Here is a 21,078-nt window from a genome sequence, read left to right on the forward strand (position 1 = left end):
CTAATTACTGAACGGTAAAAGAAACAATATTTTAGTAAACCTTCGGAAGTACTGTGAATATAGAAAATTATTTTTACTCGTAAGTTATCTTTGTTATAGATAAAAGATGAAAATAAGATGGCATGGGCATGCATGTTTCGAAATAAGCAACGAGTTAACTATAGTAACAGATCCTCATGACGGGAAGTCAATTGGTATAAAGCCGCCTGCGGTAAAAGGCGATATTGTATTGGTAAGTCATGACCATTACGATCACAACTGCGTAAGAGTAGTCAAAGGCGATAAAGTAGAAATAGTGAAAGAGTCTGGAATTAAAAAGATAAAAAACGTTACAATTAAGGGTATAAGAACATATCATGATAGTGAGCAAGGCTCTAAACGAGGCGATAACATAATATTTGCATTCATGCTTGATGACGTTTCTTTTTGTCATTTAGGAGATTTAGGGCATGCGCTTAATGAAGAGCAGGCAAAGGCGCTGGGAGCGATTGACATTGTTTTTATACCTGTAGGCGGAACGTTTACAATAAATGGTAAAGAGTCATGGGAAGTTGTTAAAGTGGTGAGGCCAAAAGTAATAGTCCCAATGCATTATAAAATTGCAGGGCTTTCTCTGCCTATCGCAGCTTTGGACGATTTTTTAGAAAAGCGTCCTGACGATGTTGGTGTGAGCAGAGTAGGAAACGAGATTGAATTTGAAAAAGAAGACCTTCCTGAAAAAACTGAGATTTGGGTTTTCACTTTATGAAAAAATAAGGTATTATTGAGCTGAACTTTACCATGAGTTTAGGATTTAGTAATAATAGCTTAAAAATTTGCTTTAGTGCTGGATACCAAGGCTCTTCTTCACCTGCTATTTCTAATTTTCCAATTCTGCCTATAAGCTCGTCAAGCTCTTCGTACGAAAGTTTAAGAACTAGCTCTTGCAATTTCTTAAATGCTGGAAACCACCTACCAATATCATTGTTCCAAATTTTTTCGTATTTTAATAAAAAATTTTGAGAATAATCTTTATTTGCAATTGCTTCTACCGCAACTGTACCTGCTGCAAGCGCTGCTTTAATTGCAAATACCATTCCTCCGCCAGTCAAAGGATTCACTTGTCTAGCAGCATCGCCTACAATCATTAATCCATTATCGACAAGCTTTTCAGAAGCGCCGCCCAAAGGAACAATTCCTGCATTGACCTCAATTATGCTGCCATTGCACAATCTTTTATCATTTTCAATAAATTCGTTTAAATATTTTAAAGCGCGATTACCAAATTTGCTGCTAACGCCTAGACCTACATTTGCAAATTTCTTACCTTTAGGCAAAATCCAAGTATATCCTCCTGGAGCGCAAGCGCCAAGATAGATTTCTGCTATTCTTTCGTCTATCTCTATATTTGCAAGCTGGAACTGTACGCAGCTAGCAAAATTCTCAATTGCCCTGTAAACATCTATACCTGCTGACCTTGCCATACTAGAGTTAGGACCGTCACATGCAATAACAATCTTTGAAGCGAGCTCGTACTCAGCTCCTAAGTGATTTACAACCACGCCTACTACAAAATTATTTTCTTTTAATATCCTAACCGCGCGTGCCTTTGTAATTATTTTAGCGCCTTTATTAGCAACTTGTATTGCTAACCTCTTTTCCAAATTTTTGCGTTCTACCATAACTAAAGGTGAGCTGGCGCTTTCTGCAACAGTTATCTCAGCAAGCTTTCGATTTGGCGAATATATTCTAACGCCCCTAGGCTCGTTTACCACAATTCCTTCATTATCAAGTTCTAATTTGTCTAACAGATAGCGATGAAACACTTCACCACACTGTACCGGTGTGCCTATTGAGGGATGCTCTTCTATTATAAGTGTTTTAGCGCCCAGTTCTGCTGTTAATTTGGCAGCCGCTAATCCTGCAGGTCCTGCACCTACTACTATAATATCATATTCGGCTTTGTTAGCAAGCATAGTTTTTGAATCGCATTAGGTAGATAAAAAGCTCTCTTAGCGAAATATTTATAGTGGCAATATAATTATATTTTGAGATGGGCAAGGAAGAAGATTTCGAACGGCTCTGGAACAATGACAAGATAAAAGGATTAAAATTCAGGAATTGGATCCAGCAAAAAGTTAGAGCTCGCGGCTACGAATCTACAAAAGAAAACTGTAAACTTTATTGGCTTGGTAAACTAAAATAATAAAATGTTAGCTGAATATTTTAAACTTGTCAGGTCTTTTAATTTAGCGCTTACAGCTATTGCCCCCGTGCTGGGAGCACTTGCTATGGCTCCGGAAAACATTTGCTGCCTAGCTCTTTTTGTGTTGTTCTTAATAGGCGCTTGCTCGCATGTCTATGGGTTTGTACTTAACGATTATTTAGATGTTAGAGTTGACAAGCTAACGAGAGAGCTGAAAGACAGACCGTTGGTTAGTGGGACAATAAAAAAATCAGCATCTTTAAAATTAGCGTTTTCGGCACTACTACTCAGTTGGATACTAACCTTGTTCTTCTATCAGAATCTTACTCAATGGCTTAAATTGCTCCTCCTCCTAATAATTGCAGATTCGTTAGCTACCACCTATAATTTTACAAGTAAAAAATTACCTGCCATGGATTTTTCTGTTGCATGCGCTGTCTACTTTCTAATTATTTTCGGCTCTGCAACAGTCTCTTTTAATTTAACCGCGCTCGCTGTTATTGTTGCGCTAATTGGATTTGCTCAAGTACTTTATATGAATATGATTAATGGGGGACTAAAAGATATAGATCATGATTGGCTCGCAAATGCAAAAACCGTAGCTGTTAAACTCGGTACGAGAGTTATTGGCAATAACTTAAAAATTCCAAGCGGTTTAAAGGCATGCGCTTACTCCATTATAACTTTTCACGCAGTTCTAATATTTTCGCCTTTCGCTATCGCTAATCTAAATTTCTGTTACTGGCAAATTGCCGTCTTGACAGTATTTTTGTTACTTGAAATTTATTTCGCTTCTAAACTGCTTTTTATGAAAAAATTCAATCGTCAAGTTATTCGTAAGAACATAGGCTTAGAGGTAATATTCATGTATGCGCTTGCACCTTTAGTGCTAAGCTCAATTAATGTTTACATAAGCTTGCTGGCATTGGTGCCGCCTTCGGGATTTGTTATCTCTAACTTAGTGCTTCACAAGAGTGCACTGAAGCCAAAAACTATGTGAAAAATAATAATGGAGAATACTGTTATAACAATAATTCTCTGCAGTACACTTGTGCTTATTGCCTACTGGCGAAGAGTTTTTGATGCCTATGGATGCTTAGCAGCTTTTTTTATAGGCCTTGCAATAGGTATTTTAGGCTCCTTGCTCTGGCTACTAATGTTACTTATATTCTTGATTTCTAGTTTTTTAGCGACTAAATTTAAATTTGAATATAAGAAAAGCAGAGGTCTTCAGGAAGGTATTAGAGGAGAAAGACACATAGGAAACGTGCTAACAAACGGCGGTGTACCTGTAATTATTGCATTCTTGAAATATTTCTGGCGCTTGAATGAGACTATCGCTGCAATAATGTTTATTACGGCAATTGCAGTTGCAGCTGCCGATACCTTGGCTTCAGAAATTGGTGTTCTCTCCGATAAAACCTATCTTATTATAAATTTGAAGAAGCGTGTAGCTCCTGGGACTAACGGCGGAGTCTCTTTGATAGGCACTTCTGCAGCATTATTTGCATCTTTATATGTAGCAGTTATCGGCTGCATTTTATGCAGTATTTTTAATATAGAACTTTTTATAATACCTTTATTATTAGGATTCTTAGGCTGCAATATTGATTCTTTACTTGGCGCTACTTTAGAAAAGAAAGTTATTACGAAAGGAATGGTAAACTATATCTCTATAGCAATCTCTACAATTATAGCAGTGCTATGGACAAAATTATTATTTTAATAATGGACGGCGCTAGCGATAGAATTGGTAAACAAAAAACGCCTTTGCAGTTAGCGCATAAGCCAAATATAGATAGCTTAGCAAGAAATGGCACAACAGGCACAATTGATATTATTGCTCCTGGTATAAGGCCGGGTAGCGACACAGCGCATTTAGCGCTACTAGGTTATGACCCTTTTGAGGTATATACGGGAAGGGGAGCATTTGAAGCTGCAGGAGCTGGCATTGAGCTAAAACATGGCGACGTGGCTTTTAGATGTAATTTTGCAACTGTAGACGATAATTTCAGAGTTATAGATAGAAGAGCTGGTAGAATTAAAGAATCGTTTGAGCTTGGAAATGCACTAAATAATCTTAAAATTGATGATGTGAAAATAATATTCAAAGCTACTGTAGAGCATCGTGGAGTTCTGGTTCTTAGGGGAAAGGGGCTTTCTAGCAGTATTACAGACATAGATCCTCACAGAGAAAATGCGCCAATTCAATTGTCTAAGCCTTTAACAGGGAGCGAGGCTGAAAGAAGGACCGCATCAGTTTTGAATGAACTTGTAAAAGAATCGTATAGAATTCTTAAAGGTCATAAATTGAATTTAATAAGAGCTAGAAAAGGCATGCTGCCAGCTAATATTATACTACCTAGAGGTGCTGGAATTGCACCTAAACTAGCTAATTTTTCTAAAAAATATTCTTTAAGATCTGCTTGTATTGCAGGCGTTGCTCTTGTTAAAGGCGTATGCAAACTTGCAGGCTTAGATACTATTGAGGTAAAAGGCGCTACTGGGGGAGTAGATACCGATATAAAAGGAAAATTGGATGCGGGTGCTAAAGCGTTGGGTAGCTATGATTTTATATTGATTAATATTAAAGCCCCCGATATTTACTCTCATGACGGTAATTATAAAGGCAAGCTAAAAATCATAGAGAAGATAGACGAGGCATGCAAAACTCTAACTCAGTTAGATTGTATAAAGATTGTTACTTGTGATCATTCTACACCTATTTGCGTAAGAGAGCATACTAGTGATGCTGTACCTTTTGCAATCGCTAACGAAAACGTGCCTGTAGATGATGTAACAAAGTTTGACGAGGGGGCTTGCGCTAAAGGCGCTATGCATAGAATAAGAGGCAATGAGCTTATAAATATAGCGTTAGACTTTGCAGGTAGAGCTAAAAAGTTCGGTGCCTAACTAAAACGAAATGGTTAAATCCTCATAGATTAGTACTTCTTTACGATGCTTGGGCTTGTTTTTCATTCTAAATGAACACCTCCTAAAAAACACCTCTGCCCAAGCATCACATTCACCATATAATTAATGAGATTGTAGCTTCCCCAGGTAGGTAAAACATTTTTTCCGTTATTGCAGAAATTGTATGCTCTATTGGCAGTTCTGAAAGATTATTTACATAGCTAGATATGAGTAATGCTGTACTGTTATAAGTAGCCAGAAGCGCATAGCTGTAGCATATTAAATTGTCAGCGAGTATTTTTATAGGTTCCTCTATCCCATTTTCGAGCGTTGTAATATTTGCTGTTTTGTTGCTCCTGCACCAGAGGTCAAATATAATGAGATAGCCTATGCTCTTATTGTCAATAGTAATATTCTCGTTATTGTAAATATACCAACATTTTGGTATAGTAGCACTAATTAAAATATTAATAGCTTGTTCTGCATATTTTAATCGATAGTTTGATGGTTTTTGAGTAACTATTTTTAGAGCGCTTGTGAAAATCAGGCTGGAGCACAATAGCAATATAACGAAGAATATAATTCCATTTGCCAGCATAGTTTGAGCTTTTGAGTTAGAAATTCTAAATTTCATCTTTGGCTCCAAATACTCAGTATTAGTTTTGCTGCATGAACTTCACTATTAGATACTACAATATTTACAGGAGATTCTAGTTTGTAACTTCCAATCTTACATTCTGTATTCTCAGTAGTGGAAATTTCAAAATTGTATTTTTTGTAATAACCACTTACATCAATTAGCTCTATTTTAAACTCAAAAGCTATATTGAGCTCGTTCTTTAGTTTTTCTCCTGTAAAATTTTTATCGCCTTTAAGTTGCTCTAATTTAGTACTTGAAAAAAAGCCTGGATTGTATTTATATGGCTCTTCGTAGAGGAAACCATCGTAAGTTATTACTAATTCCATAAACTCCAAAGCTTTGATTTCTAATTTTGACCTCTCATTATAGCTAACATAACCTGAATATACGTCAACTGTGGTTAGCATAAAAACCAACAACCCAGTAGTTACTATAATCAAAGTTGGTATTGCTTCGTAAAAATCGCCTGTGCCTTCGTTAGTTATTTTCAATTTCCGCGAGTTAAAAAAGCAAGAGAGTGTTTATAAAGTTAAATTGTACAGTACATATCAGAGAGTTTTTTACAGAATAAAATTTGTGGGCCCGGCAGGATTTGAACCTGCGACCATCTGGTCCCCCAGAGCCCTTTTCTTTCTCTTTACAAGAGAAAGAAAAGCCCTCGGGGAAAAGAAAGAGAATTAGGTTATCCCTATCGGGATAACCTTAAACATCGTTCTTTGCTACTCAGTAGTTGCGTTAGCAACCATCGTTTGTTTCAGGGATTACGGAGTAATCCCTGCTTCTTTTTCTTTTCCGTTAACGCTTTTCTTTTTCTTAGCAAGAAAAAGAAAAGGGTTATGAGCCAGACGCTCCGCCAGACTAAGCTACGGGCCCAGACGAGAGGGGCAAACCTACGGTTTTCTCCCCTCTTTGCTTAGATATCGCCCCCTTTCCCGTCGGGTTTTCTTTTCTCTTTCCCTTAAGGGCTTCACGCCGTCGGCCGGTATCGAACCGGCGACCACTCGGTGTCTGTTACTAAAGAGACTGAATACATTTCTGAAGCATTAACAGCCGAGTGCTCTACCACTGAGCTACGACGGCTTGCTTATTTCTGTTTCAAATTCTTCTAGTACCTTTTTCATCTCGGTAATTGATCTTTCCGCTTTACCGAAAACAGCTTTTAAAGTCCTAACAAACCCTCTCAGCTTGTGGGTCGTTACAGCTCCTGCAATTGTAGGTTTAATAAGTCCTTCCTGCTCAAGCACTCTTAACGAATATCTTACTTTGTGCTGTGGAAGTTTAGTGAACTCTGCAAGCTTGATTATTCCTACAGGCTCATTTATTTTAATCATTTTTAGCATTGCTAAATGTCTGTTTAGGAGCTCAAGCTCACACTCGAGCCTATTAATTAATCCCCTCCCTACAACAAGTTTCTTTTGTGCCATTTCGATCAGTTGATATGTGTTAGCATTTATGAAAATTTAAATTTTTCTGGCTTTGCCTTTTAAGCCCTTCACTCCTGATAATCTTCTCTATAAATGCTCTCCCCTCTTCGCTCTCAAACCAGGGTAAATGACGATTTTCTTTCACTCCATACCTTTTAACTTCTACGTATTCTTTTGTTATAGGATTATAGCCTTTCTTAATATGGCTTTCTCTATAGAGCAAAATTCCGCGCTCCTGCCATGATTCTAATTTCTCTTTGGCTATATTTTCAAAAATAATTTTTCTTAATTCTTGCGCTTTCATTCCTGCAAGCTCTTTAGTTGCTCTGGCCGAGGAAAAACCTTTTTTTATAAGTACTTGTTGAGCCCATGCGTTATTAAAATTCCTGAAGCACTCTGCCTGACGCCAAACAAGATATTCTATTATTTTTTCTTTGGGTAACGGTATACATCTACAATCAAACGAAAATATTGGCAATTCTGGGAATCTTTCACTCATAAGTTTGTAGAACCTTGCGCTTGCAATACCTGCAAACACAGAATTGATTTTTTCTATTCTTCGCCAGGCAGGAATTTTCAAAAACAAAATATTAAGCTCATCTGAAAAAACGTAGCCTAAACTGCAATTGAATGCTTTGAAGAACTCTCTAGCTACCGCTAGTAAAGAGTTAGCGAAGAATGTATCGTAAGGCTTTTCTAAGTTTAATTTTTTAGTTAAACTATGAAAATTCCAGCCATCTAGGCGCACGAAAAGCGGTAGCTCTTCAGGCACTTCTATACCTGAATAAATTTCGTAGTCTACAAGGCTCAGCTCGCCTTTGCTGGCTTCTGATTTTGGAGCTGGTAAGCCATAAATTTCCCAAGGTTTCTTCATCTTACTATTGCGTCCATAACTCTCGCAGCTCTTACGCATTCTTTAACATCATGCACTCTTACGATATCTGCGCCGTTAACTATACAAGCGGAAACAGCTCCAAGCGTGCCTTCTAACCGCTGTCCAACTGGCGACTCTAAAATTTTGCCTATAAAAGATTTTCTGGAAGGACCTATGAGAATAGGGCAGTTAAGTGATTTAAACTCTTTAAGCTTGCGAATAATTTCAAGATTGTGCTCTAAAGTTTTTCCAAATCCAATACCAGGATCAACAATAATATTTTCTTTTTTTATTTTGTTTCTTACTGCAAACTCAATTCTCTCTTGCAAAAAAGAATAAATCTCTGAGCTAACATCTTCATAAAAAGGCTCTATTTGCATTGTTCTAGGCACACCTTTCATATGCATGAGTACAATTGGTACTTTGTGCTTTGCAACTACGCTTGGCATTTTTTTATCCATTCTTAGTGCCGAGATATCATTTACCATATCTATGCCTAGCTCTAGAGTCTTAGCTGCGACCTTCGATTTGTAAGTATCTATAGAAATAGGAATATTTGTTCTGTTTACTAATTTTTTAACTACAGGCACAACCCTTTCTAATTCTTTTTCTAAACTTACAGGCTTGGCATAAGGTCTTGAGCTCTCGCCACCAATATCAATAATATCAGCACCTTGAGACTCCATTTCCAGAGCACGGTCAATTGCTCCATCTACATCTAAAATACCATCTCCTGAAAAAGAATCCGATGTAATATTAATAATTCCCATAATATAAGTTCGGGTGCCAAATTTAAATTTTCTATTGCCAATTTTCATAGTTTTAGGTTTAGATTCTAGTAGATATTTAAGTTTCTCAGCAAGTTCTTTTAGTTTGAAAGGCTGTTCCTTGAGTTTGGATATTACTCCATTATATTGCTTTAGAGTGCCCATTAACAGCGCATCTGTAGTTCGATTCTTAAAAGCAATAGTGCCTTTTGCAACCGCACACTCTCCGCCAATACTCAGCATTTCCTGCTTAAGTACATTTGCAGTCCTTACTTCCAAATCTTCTATTTTTATTATTCTGTGAATGGCTTTAGGCGCCATCAGCCCAATACCATATTTATCACACCCTATTTTTAAAAGCTCTTCCTCAGCCTCTTCTAAATTCTTGATTTCTTTCAGCCTAATATTTTTCATTTTTAGCTTTTTAAAAAAATGCGTTCTAAATATTTAAACCCCGCGTAGTTCATTTACTGCTATGCGCTCTTTCAAACTGAAGTTCTGGCTTGAAAAAGGTGGCAAAGCGCTGCTCGGCGAAGGAAGGGCTAAACTCCTAGAGTTAATTGACAACTACAAATCATTAGCTAAAGCTTCTAGAGTTATGAAAATGAGCTATAGAAGCGCGTGGGGTAGTTTGAAAAAGTTGGAAGCTAGAGCTTGTATAAAAATAATTAAAGCGAGGCGTGGTGGTAAAGCTGGAGGAATAACAGAGCTTACTGAAAAAGGTAAAAAATTATTAGAATTTTACAAAGAAAGGAGAAAAATTTTAGAAAGAGCGCTTAAATTTCCAGCGCCAGCTTTAACTGTAGACGGTATAGTCAGTAAAGGAAATCAAGTACTATTAGTAAAGAGGAAGAGAGAGCCTTTTAAAGGGCGTTACGCAATTCCAGGAGGGTTTGTTGACTACAATGAGAGAGTTGAAGAGGCGGTTGTAAGAGAGTTAAAGGAGGAAACCGGTCTGATAACCAAACCTAAGAGCATTGTTGGTGTTTATTCTTCGCCAACCCGCGACCCCAGATGCCACACGGTAAGTATAGTTTACGAGCTTGAAGTAGTTGGAGGAAAATTAAAAAAAGCCAGAGAAGAAGTACAGGAATTGAGGTTTTTTTCACTTGATAGTCTTCCCAAACTTGCGTTCGACCATAATCTAATATTAGAAAACTTCAAAGCTAGGAACCGTGTGAAAGTGAAGTTAGAATGCCGAGCAGAGAAGAATGCTTGAAAGTATTGAGAAGTGTAGGATGTTCTAAGGCAGTAATTGACCATTGCAAAGCAGTTGCTAACTTAGCTCGTAAAATTGCAATCTATGCAAATGCTGATATTGAGCTTGTTGAGTGTGGCGCTTTACTGCACGATATTGGCAGAGTGAGAACACATGGAGTAAAGCATGGCGTCGAAGGCGCAAAGCTTGCTAGAAAATTAGGTTTTAATGAAAATATCTGCCTAATTCTTGAGCGCCATCTTGGTGCAGGGATATGTAGAGAAGAAGCAAAAGCTCTTGGGCTGCCTGAAAAAGATTACATTCCACAAACTTTAGAAGAGAAAATAGTAGCGCATTCAGATAATTTAATTGCAGGCTGCAAAAAGCAGAAGCTTAAGGATGTTGTAAAATCTTATTTAAAGATTGGTAGAAAAGACATTGCAAAAAGAATTTTTAAATTGCATAAAGAGTTGAGCGAGATATGTGGGATTGATTTAGATGAGCTATGAAATAGTTATACTCTCAGTTTCACTTCTCCAAAATAGTGTTTTATAGCTTGCGCAAAATCCTCAATTACTGCTCTAGGATAAGGCGCTACATTCTGAAATTTTTTATTTAGCGTTCTTTTGTTATCAAACTGCTGGAGTACAAATTTTTTAGAGTTTCTCAGCATTTGCGCTATCGCTATTAAATCTTCTCTTTCTGTTATTGTAGGCACCAATGTGATTCTAAATTCGTAATCGATTCCGCTGCTCTTTATTAGCGCGATGCTTCCTTTGAGTTTGTCAGTATCTATTTCCACTCCTACAACTTTGGAATATTTTTCTAAAGGTGCTTTAACATCCATTGCAATATAATCTACAATTCTTCTTTTAATCAAATCTCTTAAAATATTGGGCATGGAGCCGTTTGTATCTAGTTTAACTGCGAAACCGAATGTTTTAAGTTTAGTGACTAGCTCTAAAAGCCCCTCATGCACTGTAGGCTCCCCGCCACCAAGGCAGACACCATCAATGAGGTTCTTTCGCGAAACTAAAAAATTAAAAATATCTTGCTCCGAGATATTCCTTAGCCTGTCGGGCTTGAGTACCAAATCGATATTATAGCAATAAGGGCATCTAAAATTGCAGCCTCCTAGAAAAAGAGTGGCGCATAATTTGCCTGGATAGTCTATAAGGGATAGTTTCTGAACCGCTTTTATAGGTATCATTTAAGATCTTTTACAAAATATTTCTTGCGCTGTCTGTACTCCTCACGCTTGCCATCATTCCAATTTTGTACAGGCCTGTAATAGCCTACAACTCTGGAGTAAACTTCGCATTGCTTATTGCAGTGAGGACACTTTATCTGCTCGCCAGCTATGTAGCCGTGCTTTTGGCATATACTGAATGTCGGCGTTATAGTGTAATAGGGCAGTTTAAAGCTCTCTGCAATTCTTCTAACTAGTAATTTACAAGCTCTTGAATCAGTAATTCTTTCGCCAACGAATGCATGAAAAACTGTCCCTCCAGTATAGAGCGTTTGAAGATCGTCTTGATGTTTTAAAGCTTCAAAAATATCATCTGTATAATTAACTGGCAAGTGAGTTGAATTTGTATAGTAAGGTGCTTTGATACCTAAAATCTTTAATTTAGGACATTTCTTTTTATCCAGTCTTGCAAGTCTATAGCTCACACCCTCTGCTGGCGTAGCTTCTAAATTGTAAATATTGCCTGTCTCGGATTGGAACTCCTTAAGTTTTTCACGCATAAACTTCAAAATTCTAATTGCAAAATCCTTCCCCTCTTTAGTTTCTATTCCTTTACCTAGAAAATTCAAGCAAGCTTCGTGTCCACCAACAAGCCCTATAGTTGAAAAATGCCATTTAAGGGTACCTAAATAGCGCCTAGTGAACGGTAAAAGCCCTTTCTCTATATTTTCCGAAACTACTTTTCTCTTGATTTCTAAACTTTCTTTCGCAAGCGTCATGATTTTTTCAAGTCGCTCGAAAAAATCGCTCTCGCTTTTTGCAAGATAGCCTATTCTTGGCAGATTTATAGTAACTACGCCAACAGAGCCGACTTTATCACTGTACCCAAAATATCCGCCTATCCTCCTATACAGCTCTCTTAGATCAAGCCTTAGTCTGCAACACATAGCTCTAACCTCCGTTGGCTTAAGCTCAGAGCTAATAAAATTCTGGAAGTATGGTGCGCCGAACTTGGAAGCAAGTTCGAAAATCAAATTTGAGATTTCAGAGTCCCAATTGAAATCTTTAGTAAGATTGTAGGTCGGTATCGGGAACGTGAAAATGCGCTCGCGCATATCGCCTTCAATCATAATTTCGAGGAAAGCTTTGTTTAACAAATCTATCTCGGCTTGATAATCTTCATAAACAGTGTTAAGATATTTACCCGCATAAATTACATGTGCTTCTTTCAGATCCTCAGGAGCTTTCAAATCAAATGTAATGTTGGTAAATGGTGTTTGCGAGCCCCAGCGCGAAGAAATGTTTAGATTGTAAACGAACTGCTGAAGTTGCTGCTTGACTTCTTTGTAGTTTAGTCTGTCTTCTCTTATATAAGGAGCAAGCCAAATATCGAGTGCATTAAAAGCTTGCGCTCCAGACCATTCTCCTTGTAAAGTACCTGCAAAATTGGCTATTTGTAATAAAGCTGTGGATAGATGTTTTGGTGGTAAGGATTCTGTTTTGAAAGGCACTTTATTAAAACCTTCTCGCAAAATATCTCCTATAGACCAGCCTGCACAATAGCCAGTTATGCCCATATAAAGATTATGTATATGGAAATCGCCCTCTACATGCGCTTTAGCAATAGCTCTTGGATAGATTTTACGTAAAGTGTAATTTGCTAAAGCCTCGCCTGCAAGCTTGAAAAAAACTGAAGAGAAAGAATAGGAAAGGTTTGCATTCTCTTTTATCCTCCAATCTAACTGCTCAATGTACTCGTCAACAGCTTTATCGACATCTAAATATTTTGATACCATTGCTTCATTTTTAGCGGATACCGAGCATGCTCTCAGTGGCTATAGCCATTTGTTGCGAGTTACCCAAATGCTTCCTCTGTCCCGTTAAACCTTAAGCGTTAGGAGTTCAAGGTAAGGCTGCTCCCTTCCGGACCTCGCCCAGTGCCCTCGATTAGTGCACTAGCCTACATTCCTCCGAATGCCGCTAGTGTAGCCTCTAACCCCAAGGGACGAAATTTCATAGTACGCATCTGGCTCAACAACGAATAGTTCTAGCGCCTTCGAGCTTCGACCCTTGCTATCGACGATTGCAAGTTACAGAGTACGCCGAGCACTCCAGCCTAGCTCAGCATCTCTCGCCGGAACCCTTCAGGGAAAGAGAAAAGAAAATTTCTTTTTTTCTTTTCCCCCGAAGGGCTTCTATGGACCCAGCGGGATTTTCAACGAGCGATTAGCGAGCTGAAAATGGGATGATGATAATCATCCCGATTTTCAACGAGCGATTAGCGAGCTGAAAATGGGATGACGACAGTCATCCCGATTTTCAACGAGCGATTAGCGAGTTAAGGAAGCGCTTCTAATCATCTTGACTCGAACCCGCGTCCTTCACATTTGCTGTTTGCGGAGCAAACAGCAAAGAGATGGAGTTTACTCCAGCGAATTGCGAATGTGACGATCTTCCACTGATCTATGGGCCCACTTCCGTGTAAGCTAATTAAATTTTTTATACATTTGGAGCCTAATAAAAATTATCCTACCACAGCTCTTTCCTTTAATACTTTCCCTTTAAATCGTTCCAAGCTAAGCTCTTTAATTAAATCAGAAGTTTTATTGTAAAGTATTAATTCAGAAATATGTTTTGCTACAGCCGGCGCTAGCATAAACCCATGGCCACTAAATCCGCAAACGTTAATAAAATTTTTTATTTTTTCCGGCTCGCCCAAAATAGGTCTTGCATCTGGAGTAACATCGTAATGACCAGCCCACTGACGAAGCACGCACAAATGCTTGAACGTAGGTATGTATCTTGTAATTACGCTCGCCATCCTTTTAATAAACTCTAAACTTGAAGTTAGATTTATACCTGGCTTCTCGCTTGGATTGCCTATCCCTCCTACTATCTGTCCTGTTTTGTGCTGGCAAAAGTAAATACCATCTGTAAACGATATTATCATGGGCTTTAAGATGGGCTCTAAAGGTTCAGTAGCTAAAATTTCATGTCTGTAAGGAGTAATTGGTATTTTTAATCCTAGACTTTTGGCAATACTAGGCGAATACTCGCCAGCCGCATTTACAACTTTTTCTGCCCGTATTCTATCATTTGTAGTAATGAGTTTGAAATTATCTTCCTCTTTTTCTATCTTCTTCACTTCTGTAAAAGTTTTAAAGCAAGCGCCTAATTCTTTAGCCTTCTTTGCGTACCCATAAGTAGTTTTAAAAGGATTCGCATGGCCGTCAGTAGCGCAGTAAGTAGCGCCAACAGCTCTAGCGCCTTCAACATCAATAAAAGGCACAATATCTGCAATTTCAGATCTACCCAAAACTCTTACTTTCAGTCCCAACGACCTTTGCAATTTTACATTTTCTTCAAAGGTTTCGAGCTCCTTTCTAGAATGCGCTAGCACTAAATATCCGCCTTGCTCATATTCTATATCATATCCTAATTCCTTGCTAAGTTTTTCGAAAATTTTAACGCTTTCATGCGCTAGCTTTATGTTCTCTTTAGTGGCCCATTGTTGTCTTATACCGCCTCCGCATCTGCCAGTGGCGCCGCTCGCTAAATATTCTTTTTCTAAAACTATTACTTTAGTACCTTTATTTGCAAGTTCGTAAGCTATAGCGCAACCGTTTATTCCGCCACCGATAATTGCAACTTCATAATTTTTCATTCTCGCTCCTGAATGCGCCCAAAGGGATAGGCTTTACAAGAGGTCTTGCAGTTGGAAACTCTATTTCTTCAAGCTTTTTACCAGTCCTTTTAGCTATGATTTTTGCAATAAGTGGTAAACAATTTCTACCTTGGCACAAGCCCATACCACATCTAAGATATTTTTTTATTTCCTGTAGTGTAGCAATGCCAGTGTCTATCGCATTAATAACTTCCTGCTCAGTTACATCTTCACATCTACAAATTATTATTTCTCTTTTCATTTTCTGATATTCCTCACTACCATAGCAAGGCTCTTTTCTAAAGCTATCGATATTATACCAGTCCTGTCTTTTTCTAATCTTACTTTTATTACTTTGCCACTACCAACAACTTTGCCTCCCCTGTCCAAAACTTTTACTCTTTCTTTAACTTTAGGAGGCTCTAATTCATAAGGCATGGTTACAAGAGCTTCCTTGGGCGAGTAATTCATGTTTACAACAAATATTGCCAAGCCCGGACATTTGGAAACGCATGTAGCACAGCCTGTGCATTTATCAAAATTAATTTTAGGCGGTGAAATAAGAGAGCTTTTAGTTATGGCGCCAAACTTACATGCTTTAACGCAAGGATCGCATGGAATTTGTTGAGGACATTCTAACACTGCGAAAGCTCGTTGGGCCATTCTTTCTTTAGATGGAATTTGTATTTCTTCTATACTAAGAATTCCGGTTTCTTCATAATTCATTTTACTTAACCCATTCTCAGCTTCCCTTTTCTAGCCCTTTCACCGAAGGGTCCGCGCCTCAGCCTTTCCAGTTCTTTCATGGCTTCGTACACCTCGCTATTATATTTTCTGGTTTTTGCAATTACCATTCCTGCATGCAAGCCTGCAATTTTACCTTCGAGCATTGCAGTAGATGCTTCCTCTACGCCTGCGCAATCTCCGGCAACATAAATTCCTTTAATACCGGTCTCTAAATTTTCGTTATGCCGAGCGAGCCAACCTCCAAGCTCTGGAATATAAACATTTTCACAGCCTGCCTGGAATGGCAACTCTGAAGATGGACTAAGTCCTACCGCAAGACATACTAGATCAACCTTTATTTCTTTCTCAGAGCCTTCTACTTCATTCCAGTTTTCATCCAATCTTACAATGGTTGCATTTTCTACTTTACCATTACCAGAGACTTCTTTTACAGTATGGCTTGTGAGAATAGGCACGCCAAATCTACGAAGTTTAGCTGCATGCACAAAATAACCTCCTATTTTAGGGAGAGCCTCTACAACCGCTTTTACACTTATGCCTGCCTGTAGCATTTGATAGCTCACAATTAACCCTACATTGCCGGAGCCTACCATTAAAGCATTGCTGCCTGGCTTTACTCCGTAGACATTCATTAAAGTTTGTACTCCGCCAGCGCCTACAACGCCTGGCAAATCGTTGCCCGGAAAACTCAAAAAATTTTCTTGAGCGCCTGTAGCAATAATTAACTTTTTGGCATGAATTTCAAGAAATTCGTTATTGCGCACCGCAGCAATCAAATGAAGAGCTTCTCCTTCTTTTTTATAATAGCCGACCGCTGTTGTGTTCAAAAATATTTCTATATTTCTTTTTGTTTGTAACTCTTTACCTAGAATTTTAGCAATTTCTATACCTCTTACAGATGCGAACTCCTTTTCAGAGCCGAAAAATTTATGTGTCTGCTTGATTAACTGACCGCCAACACAGTGATTTTCATCTAATATTATAACTTTAGCAAGTCTGCTAGCATTAATAGCAGCACTTAGTCCTGCAGGACCTGCGCCAACAACAAGAACATCTGTAAACAAAACTTTGTTGGTAGCTTTAAACTTTCTAGCTTTAGGTAATTCTCCGAATCTAGCCTGTCTTTTCACTTCCATACCTTCTTCAACAAGTGTAGTGCATGTTTTAACATTAGGAATACCATTCACAGTCATTAGACATGAAGAGCATTTGCCGATTGCGCAAAAGAAGCCTCTGGCTCTTTTATACTTAGGACTGAAACTTAATACTTTTATTCTATTTGCATAGAGCGCGCTTGCAATTGTTTCGTTGCTATAAGCCTCTAATGATTTACCATCAAAAACAAATTTAATTTTTCTAGCGCGCTTGAACTCCAAAATAGGATGCTTCTGAATTCTCATTTTTTTTTCTTGTAATGAAATAGTTCTTGAATTTAAAAATCTTTTAGTAGAAATTATTAATACTATCTTAGCATATCTATTTTAAGCTAAAGAAAATGGCTTTAGAGCAAGAGATTTTCGAGCTGTGGAAAGAATTGCATCCAACATCCGCTTTTACACAGGGCTTAGATGAATATGGCGGTGATTTGTTCATACCAACAAAATCAAACAAAGCTAAAATTTTAGCTGAAATTGCTAAAGTAAGAAAAAGGTGCAAGACAAAACTTCATAAAAAATTTTTGAATTATTTAGAAACTGAGCTACTTTTTGAAGAGCCTGAGAAAGCGCCTGACAAAATATTATGGGCATTTTTTGGTATACTTGCCAAAAAAGGATTGCATAATGAATATTTAGGAAAGCTTGCTGAGAATTCGCTAAAACTCATTGAAGCTAATGAAGAGCTTGGCTATAAATGGCCTATCGAGATAAAAATACTTAGTTATAAAGCATGCAAAGGATTGATTGGAATATTAAAGAGCATCAAAGCTCAAGTAAAAGATAAAAATTTAGAAGTTAAGATTAGCGAGCTTGAAAATAAAGTAAAGAGCTATGCAAAGCATTTCTCAGTGCCTGGACTTAATAAAGGCGATTTCACTGAAATTTATCCTATTTTGAAAAAGCATGGTAAAGAGCTAGGTAGAAAAAAAATCTATGGTCGTTTGCTAAAAGACCTTTACGATTATTATGAAACGACGAAAGAGATAGAATCCAAAGCTATGCAGTGGCTGAAGAAAGAGCTCCCACAACTGAAAAAGATCACAAAAGAACTTGCTAAAATTTATAAAATTAAACCTAAGGTTGAGAAAGTAGCTGAAGAGCTATCAAAGCGAGCGAAAATAGCTAGAAAAGAAGTTCTTGAGCTACTACAAGATTTGAGAAAGAATTTGATAAAAATCGTAGAAAGAGAGCTTGTTAAAATTTCGCCTGTTTACAATACCAAAGTTATGACAACGCCTAACTACTTAGTGCCTTTCATACCATCGGGTGCAATGAACTCCTACGATACTCTAACCACTAGACCCTTTTGTATATTTTTTGTAACTACAGATGAAAAGTTTGCACCGCCAACAAGTTTAGCAGATTTACTTCAATTGCTTGTGCATGAAGAATACGGGCATTGCGTGAACTTTACAAATTCTGCAGTAGAATTTGCTGGGAAGATTTCTATACTAGAGAAACTCGCTACTGAATTCCGTCGCCCTATTACTGAGGGCATTTCTTTCCATCGCGAGCTAGAAGCACTTCAACTGTTAAAATCGATATCAAGGAAGAAAGAGCTCTCCGCTGATGAAAAAGAACTTATTAAAAGGTTGAAAAAGATGAGCGATTTAGAGCTGCTTTTGAAAGAGATAGAATTTGTAGTCTACGAATGGAGAATAATCCGTTTCCTTCGCGCTATAAGCGATGTTAGGATTAATACTGGTAAGCAAGGAATTGCAGAATTTATCGATTGGGCTCATAAATATACAGGGCTAAGCAAGAGAACGATTTTCAATCAGATTTTCATATTTCAAAGTACTCCTGGCTATGCACCTTGCTACTCAATTGGAGGCATGGCGCTAAAGGAGCTACAAGAACTTGCTATAAAAAGAGGCAAGTCTAAAATAGAGTTTAACACTTTCGCAGCCTCTTTGGGCGCTCCGCCAAGAACTATTTTTGAAAGTAAACTGAAGAAATTTGTAGGATGAAAAGTATTTTATTCCCACATAGCGCTTTTATTACTTGGTGCTGAGTTATGGATTACGATATAAAGGACGCTAAAGATAGAAAGTTGATAGAAAGTGGCAGTCTGCGCATAGAATGGGCTTATAATCAAATGCCAGTACTAGCGCTTATCAGAAAAAGATTTGAAAAGGAAAAGCCTTTGAAAAATATCACTATAGGCGCATGCTTGCACGTAACTTCAGAAACCGCTAATCTAGTTAGAACTTTAAAAGCTGGAGGAGCTAAAATAGCGCTTTGCGCCTCTAATCCCCTAAGCACTCAAGATTCTGTTGCAAGTGCACTCGTTGCAATTGATAAAGTAGCAGTATTTGCTATTTGCGGAGAAGACGCTAAAACATATTACAAGCATGTGCATAAAGTACTTGACCACAAACCTGATATCACAATGGATGATGGCGGAGATTTAGTTACTACATTGCATACTAAAAGAGCTGAGCTACTAACTAATTTGATTGGAGGTACTGAGGAAACTACCACAGGAGTGCTTAGATTCAGAAGTATGGAGAAGGAAGGCTCTCTGAGATACCCTATAATTGCAGTTAACGATGCAAATACCAAGCATTTATTTGATAATAGATATGGTACAGGTCAGAGCACTATTGACGGAATTCTTAGAAGTACTAATATCTTGCTTGCTGGTAAAAAGTTAGTAGTTCTTGGTTATGGCTACTGTGGCAGAGGTATAGCGCTACGTGCTAAAGGTATGGGCGCAGATGTAATTATAACTGAGGTGTCGCCTCTAAAAGCACTGGAAGCGGTAATGGATGGGTTTAGAGTAATGCCCAGCATTGAAGCTGCTAAAATTGGCGATATTTTCGTTACAGTAACTGGCGATAAAAGCGTGCTTAGAAAAGAGCATTTTAAAGTAATGAAAAACAATGCGATACTTGCGAACTCAGGGCATTTCAATGTAGAAATAGATATACCGGATTTAGAAAGTTTAGCTGTGAAGAAAAGGAAGATAAGAGAATTTGTTGAAGAATATAGTTTGAAAGACGGTAAAAGAATTTATTTGCTCGGTGAAGGAAGATTAATTAATTTAGCAGCTGCTGAAGGGCATCCAGCAAGTGTTATGGATATGAGTTTTGCAAACCAAGCTTTGTGCGTAGAGTATCTGAAAAAATGGGGTAGAAAACTAGAGCCTAAGGTTTACGCAGTACCAGAAGATATTGATAATGAGGTCGCAAACTTAAAACTTCAATCGATGGGTATCGAAATAGATAAGCTAACCGAAGAGCAGAAAAAATATCTGAAATCATGGTCCTATGGAACTTAGAGTTAGAGAATTACTTACTCCTAAAGCTTATCCAGAGCATACAAATAAAGTAGAGCTTTTACAAACTCATATTTCTTGGGTCTTTATTACAGATAATTTTGTGTATAAAGTAAAAAAGCCTGTCAATTTTGGCTTCCTGGATTTTTCAACCCTGGCTAAAAGAAAATATTATTGTGAGCAGGAAGTGTTATTAAATAAAAGATTGGCTTCTGAGGTATATGTTGATGTAATACCTGTAGTCAAAAAACATGGAGCATTAGTTTTTGGAGGTTCTGGTGAAATTATAGATTACGCAGTTAAAATGAAGAAGTTGCCTATGCACAAGCTTATGAGCAACTTATTAAAAGAAGGAAAGCTTACAGAGCAAATGATAAAGCGAGTAGCTAAAAAAATTGCAGAATTTCATGCAAATGCAGAAAGCTCAGCAAAAATAGCTGAGTTCGGTGGTAACCTTGAAATTATCAAGACCAACACAGATGAAAATTTCAATCAGACTAAAAAATATATAGGTATTACAATCACTGAGGAGCAGTACAAACTGATAAAAAAATATACTGATAGTTTTTACAGCTCTCCAGATCTAATAAAAAGAAGAGTTGCTGAAGGAAGGATAAAGGACTGTCATGGGGATTTGCATATGCAACACGTATGCATCACCGATAAAATTGTAATTTTCGATTGTATAGAGTTTAACGATCGATTCAGATACAGTGATACTGCCGCTGATATAGCCTTCCTTGCGATGGATTTAGATTATAACGGAGCTTCTAAGCTAAGCGAGCTTCTAATAGATTACTACGTTAAATTTTCTAAAGATAGCAGATTATACGAGATACTTGACTTCTATAAAATCTATCGTGCCTACGTCAGAGGCAAAGTAATGAGTTTTCAAACTGATAACTTTGCACTTGAGAAGTCAGAGCGAGAGAGAGCTCTTAAAAGCGCTAGAAAATATTTCGAACTTGCAGAATCGTATCTGAAATAAATGAAAGAAGCCCTTTTCTTTTTCTTCCAAAGAAAAAGAAAAGTCCTTCAGG

General features: G+C 37.7%; 22 protein-coding genes, 3 tRNA genes and 1 other RNA gene. 10 read left to right on the plus strand and 16 right to left on the minus strand.

From position 1 onward, the window contains the following. Positions 1–106: 106 nt before the first annotated feature. Complete coding sequence (locus QMD21_04105; protein MDI6855949.1) at positions 107–748, plus strand: MBL fold metallo-hydrolase; 642 nt, start codon at positions 107–109, stop codon at positions 746–748. Here the strand turns inward: QMD21_04105 and QMD21_04110 are convergent. After that, positions 738–1,955 carry an NAD(P)/FAD-dependent oxidoreductase gene (locus tag QMD21_04110; protein MDI6855950.1) on the minus strand — a complete coding sequence of 406 codons (1,218 nt, stop codon included), beginning with the start codon at positions 1,953–1,955 and terminating at the stop codon, positions 738–740. The genes QMD21_04105 and QMD21_04110 overlap by 11 nt on opposite strands. A 77-nt stretch (positions 1,956–2,032) precedes the next feature. Between QMD21_04110 and QMD21_04115 the strand changes: the two genes are divergently transcribed. The 4 genes from QMD21_04115 to QMD21_04130 are packed head-to-tail and all read left to right on the plus strand — an operon-like array spanning position 2,033 to position 5,098. Beyond that, positions 2,033–2,185, plus strand: a complete 153-nt coding sequence (locus QMD21_04115) for a hypothetical protein (GenBank protein ID MDI6855951.1) — start codon at positions 2,033–2,035, stop codon at positions 2,183–2,185. Between the two features lie 4 nt (positions 2,186–2,189). Then, positions 2,190–3,185, plus strand: coding sequence for a UbiA family prenyltransferase (locus tag QMD21_04120; GenBank protein MDI6855952.1), 996 nt, complete (start codon positions 2,190–2,192; stop codon positions 3,183–3,185). A 9-nt stretch (positions 3,186–3,194) separates the two neighbouring features. Beyond that, a complete protein-coding gene (locus tag QMD21_04125) occupies positions 3,195–3,911 on the plus strand; it encodes a DUF92 domain-containing protein (GenBank protein ID MDI6855953.1) in 717 nt (238 codons plus the stop codon). Beyond that, positions 3,890–5,098: a 2,3-bisphosphoglycerate-independent phosphoglycerate mutase gene (locus QMD21_04130; GenBank protein MDI6855954.1), complete on the plus strand. Its 1,209-nt coding sequence runs from the start codon at positions 3,890–3,892 to the stop codon at positions 5,096–5,098. Before QMD21_04125 ends, QMD21_04130 begins: the two co-directional genes overlap by 22 nt. 112 nt (positions 5,099–5,210) lie before the next feature. Here QMD21_04130 and QMD21_04135 read toward each other — a convergent pair whose 3' ends face one another. From QMD21_04135 to folP, 7 genes are all read right to left on the minus strand, one after another. Next, positions 5,211–5,732, minus strand: a complete 522-nt coding sequence (locus tag QMD21_04135) for a hypothetical protein (protein MDI6855955.1) — start codon at positions 5,730–5,732, stop codon at positions 5,211–5,213. Beyond that, positions 5,729–6,229, minus strand: coding sequence for a hypothetical protein (locus QMD21_04140; GenBank protein MDI6855956.1), 501 nt, complete (start codon positions 6,227–6,229; stop codon positions 5,729–5,731). The genes QMD21_04135 and QMD21_04140 overlap by 4 nt, the downstream gene beginning before the upstream one ends. 86 nt (positions 6,230–6,315) lie before the next feature. Beyond that, positions 6,316–6,611, minus strand: a tRNA-Ile gene (locus tag QMD21_04145). Between the two features lie 97 nt (positions 6,612–6,708). Then, positions 6,709–6,818, minus strand: a tRNA-Asn gene (locus tag QMD21_04150). After that, entirely contained in the window at positions 6,809–7,162 is a 354-nt protein-coding gene (locus QMD21_04155) for a hypothetical protein (protein MDI6855957.1), read from the minus strand. Before QMD21_04155 ends, QMD21_04150 begins: the two co-directional genes overlap by 10 nt. Before the next feature lie 19 nt (positions 7,163–7,181). Beyond that, a complete protein-coding gene (locus QMD21_04160; protein ID MDI6855958.1) occupies positions 7,182–8,036 on the minus strand; it encodes a tRNA(His) guanylyltransferase Thg1 family protein in 855 nt (284 codons plus the stop codon). Beyond that, positions 8,033–9,217, minus strand: coding sequence for a dihydropteroate synthase (folP, locus tag QMD21_04165; GenBank protein ID MDI6855959.1), 1,185 nt, complete (start codon positions 9,215–9,217; stop codon positions 8,033–8,035). The genes QMD21_04160 and folP overlap by 4 nt, the downstream gene beginning before the upstream one ends. A 61-nt stretch (positions 9,218–9,278) precedes the next feature. On the opposite strand from folP, the gene QMD21_04170 reads away from it, so the two are divergent. Together QMD21_04170 and QMD21_04175 are read left to right on the plus strand one after the other, a co-directional pair. After that, the gene (locus QMD21_04170; protein ID MDI6855960.1) at positions 9,279–10,022 is read left to right on the plus strand and encodes an NUDIX domain-containing protein; all 744 of its coding nucleotides are present in this window, start codon (positions 9,279–9,281) and stop codon (positions 10,020–10,022) included. Next, a complete protein-coding gene (locus tag QMD21_04175; GenBank protein ID MDI6855961.1) occupies positions 9,998–10,510 on the plus strand; it encodes a TIGR00295 family protein in 513 nt (170 codons plus the stop codon). Before QMD21_04170 ends, QMD21_04175 begins: the two co-directional genes overlap by 25 nt. Positions 10,511–10,515: 5 nt before the next feature. Here QMD21_04175 and QMD21_04180 read toward each other — a convergent pair whose 3' ends face one another. From QMD21_04180 to QMD21_04215, 8 genes are all read right to left on the minus strand, one after another. Continuing rightward, complete coding sequence (locus QMD21_04180) at positions 10,516–11,211, minus strand: anaerobic ribonucleoside-triphosphate reductase activating protein (protein MDI6855962.1); 696 nt, start codon at positions 11,209–11,211, stop codon at positions 10,516–10,518. Further along, positions 11,208–12,986 (minus strand): ribonucleoside triphosphate reductase, encoded by a 1,779-nt coding sequence (locus QMD21_04185; GenBank protein MDI6855963.1) that lies wholly within the window; start codon positions 12,984–12,986, stop codon positions 11,208–11,210. The genes QMD21_04180 and QMD21_04185 overlap by 4 nt, the downstream gene beginning before the upstream one ends. An 18-nt stretch (positions 12,987–13,004) precedes the next feature. Then, positions 13,005–13,317, minus strand: an RNA gene (ffs, locus tag QMD21_04190) — signal recognition particle sRNA. 71 nt (positions 13,318–13,388) lie between these two features. Then, a tRNA-Ala gene (locus tag QMD21_04195) sits at positions 13,389–13,663 on the minus strand. A 51-nt stretch (positions 13,664–13,714) separates the two neighbouring features. Next, complete coding sequence (locus tag QMD21_04200) at positions 13,715–14,854, minus strand: FAD-binding oxidoreductase (GenBank protein ID MDI6855964.1); 1,140 nt, start codon at positions 14,852–14,854, stop codon at positions 13,715–13,717. Further along, on the minus strand, positions 14,841–15,116 hold the full coding sequence (locus QMD21_04205; protein MDI6855965.1) for a (2Fe-2S)-binding protein: 276 nt from the start codon (positions 15,114–15,116) through the stop codon (positions 14,841–14,843). The genes QMD21_04200 and QMD21_04205 overlap by 14 nt, the downstream gene beginning before the upstream one ends. Further along, the gene (locus QMD21_04210) at positions 15,113–15,580 is read right to left on the minus strand and encodes a 4Fe-4S binding protein (protein MDI6855966.1); all 468 of its coding nucleotides are present in this window, start codon (positions 15,578–15,580) and stop codon (positions 15,113–15,115) included. The genes QMD21_04205 and QMD21_04210 overlap by 4 nt, the downstream gene beginning before the upstream one ends. Positions 15,581–15,585: 5 nt before the next feature. Beyond that, positions 15,586–17,001, minus strand: a complete 1,416-nt coding sequence (locus QMD21_04215) for an FAD-dependent oxidoreductase (GenBank protein ID MDI6855967.1) — start codon at positions 16,999–17,001, stop codon at positions 15,586–15,588. A 95-nt stretch (positions 17,002–17,096) separates the two neighbouring features. On the opposite strand from QMD21_04215, the gene QMD21_04220 reads away from it, so the two are divergent. From QMD21_04220 to QMD21_04230, 3 genes are read left to right on the plus strand one after another with little or no spacing between them, the layout of a single operon-like run. Next, positions 17,097–18,728, plus strand: coding sequence for a hypothetical protein (locus QMD21_04220; GenBank protein ID MDI6855968.1), 1,632 nt, complete (start codon positions 17,097–17,099; stop codon positions 18,726–18,728). Positions 18,729–18,775: 47 nt separating this feature from the next. Beyond that, positions 18,776–20,041, plus strand: a complete 1,266-nt coding sequence (locus QMD21_04225; GenBank protein ID MDI6855969.1) for an adenosylhomocysteinase — start codon at positions 18,776–18,778, stop codon at positions 20,039–20,041. Further along, positions 20,031–21,026, plus strand: coding sequence for a hypothetical protein (locus tag QMD21_04230; GenBank protein MDI6855970.1), 996 nt, complete (start codon positions 20,031–20,033; stop codon positions 21,024–21,026). The genes QMD21_04225 and QMD21_04230 overlap by 11 nt, the downstream gene beginning before the upstream one ends. Positions 21,027–21,078: the final 52 nt, after the last annotated feature.

The organism is Candidatus Thermoplasmatota archaeon (genome assembly GCA_030018475.1).
Taxonomy (GTDB): Archaea; Thermoplasmatota; JASEFT01; order JASEFT01; family JASEFT01; genus JASEFT01.